Source organism: Bacteroidia bacterium (assembly GCA_026932145.1).
In the GTDB taxonomy this organism is placed as follows: domain Bacteria; phylum Bacteroidota; class Bacteroidia; order J057; family JAIXKT01; genus JAIXKT01.
The window spans coordinates 1-1,027 of the sequence record JAIXKT010000038.1 but is presented as its reverse complement, the minus strand read 5'-3'; the positions used below and the strand labels follow the sequence as shown (position 1 = coordinate 1,027).

Here is a 1,027-nt window from a genome sequence, read left to right as displayed (position 1 = left end):
GGCAAAAACTCAGAAGACTTTATCCGTTAATTTACGATTAACATAACATTAGTTTCAAGACACATTTATGATTGTGTTGTTCAGGCAATAGAAAGAGGTGGTAGCATTTGTTTAATCACGACCAAAAGTATTTGGCCTCAATTACAGCGATTAGGAATGACTATAACACTAGACGCACCCAACGAAGAAGAAATGTTGGAGGTGGTTAAAGAATGTGTTACTCCTTATAAAGGTTCAATTCCGCTTGAGTGGGACGAAACAGATTATAAAATGGCAGCTACCATTTTAGCCAATATGACTAAGATTGAAGCAGAGAATGTTTTAGCAACACAAATGGCAAAAGGTTCTTTAACTAAAGACGACATCAAAGAATTGAGCAATGCGAAAGATAAATTATTTAGCGATATATCAGGTTTAGAAAAAGTAAAACTTGACCCTTCTACCCTTTCAGTTGCAGGACTTAGTGGACTTCAAAGTTGGCTTGACAATCAAAAGCAACTTCTAACAGCCGACCTTAAAGCAAGAAAAATGAGACCGCCAAGAGGTGTTTTATTAGTTGGCGTTCCGGGTTGTGGTAAATCATTATCAGCCAAATTTATCGCTGCAAATTGGAATTTACCATTATATCGCCTTGACCTTGCAGCAATTCAAGGGCAATACCTAGGACAATCTGAAAACAGATTAAAAGAAGCATTAGCATCAGCCGACAATGCTGCACCTTGTGTTTTGTGGATAGACGAAATAGAAAAGGGGCTTTCAGGTGCGACAGGCTCAAATGATGGTGGAACATCTACAAGAATGGTTGGTCAGTTTTTATTTTGGCTTCAAGAAAGTTTGGCTAAGGTATTTGTTGTTTCAACCGCAAATGATGTTTCAAAATTACCTCCCGAACTTTTACGCAGAGGACGATTTGACGAATTATTTTTTGTTGACTTGCCTGGCGAAGTGGAACGTAAAGACATAATCAACTTATGAGCCTGTTGCACGACAAAAAGAATAAAAATATTTAACTATTTGATTTTGAATT

At 37.3% G+C, this 1,027-nt stretch carries 1 pseudogene; it reads left to right on the top strand.

Going from position 1 to position 1,027, the window contains the following annotated elements:
* Positions 1–54: 54 nt before the first annotated feature.
* Positions 55–966 (top strand): annotated as a pseudogene (locus tag LC115_08770) (AAA family ATPase).
* The last annotated feature ends 61 nt before the right edge of the window (positions 967–1,027 follow it).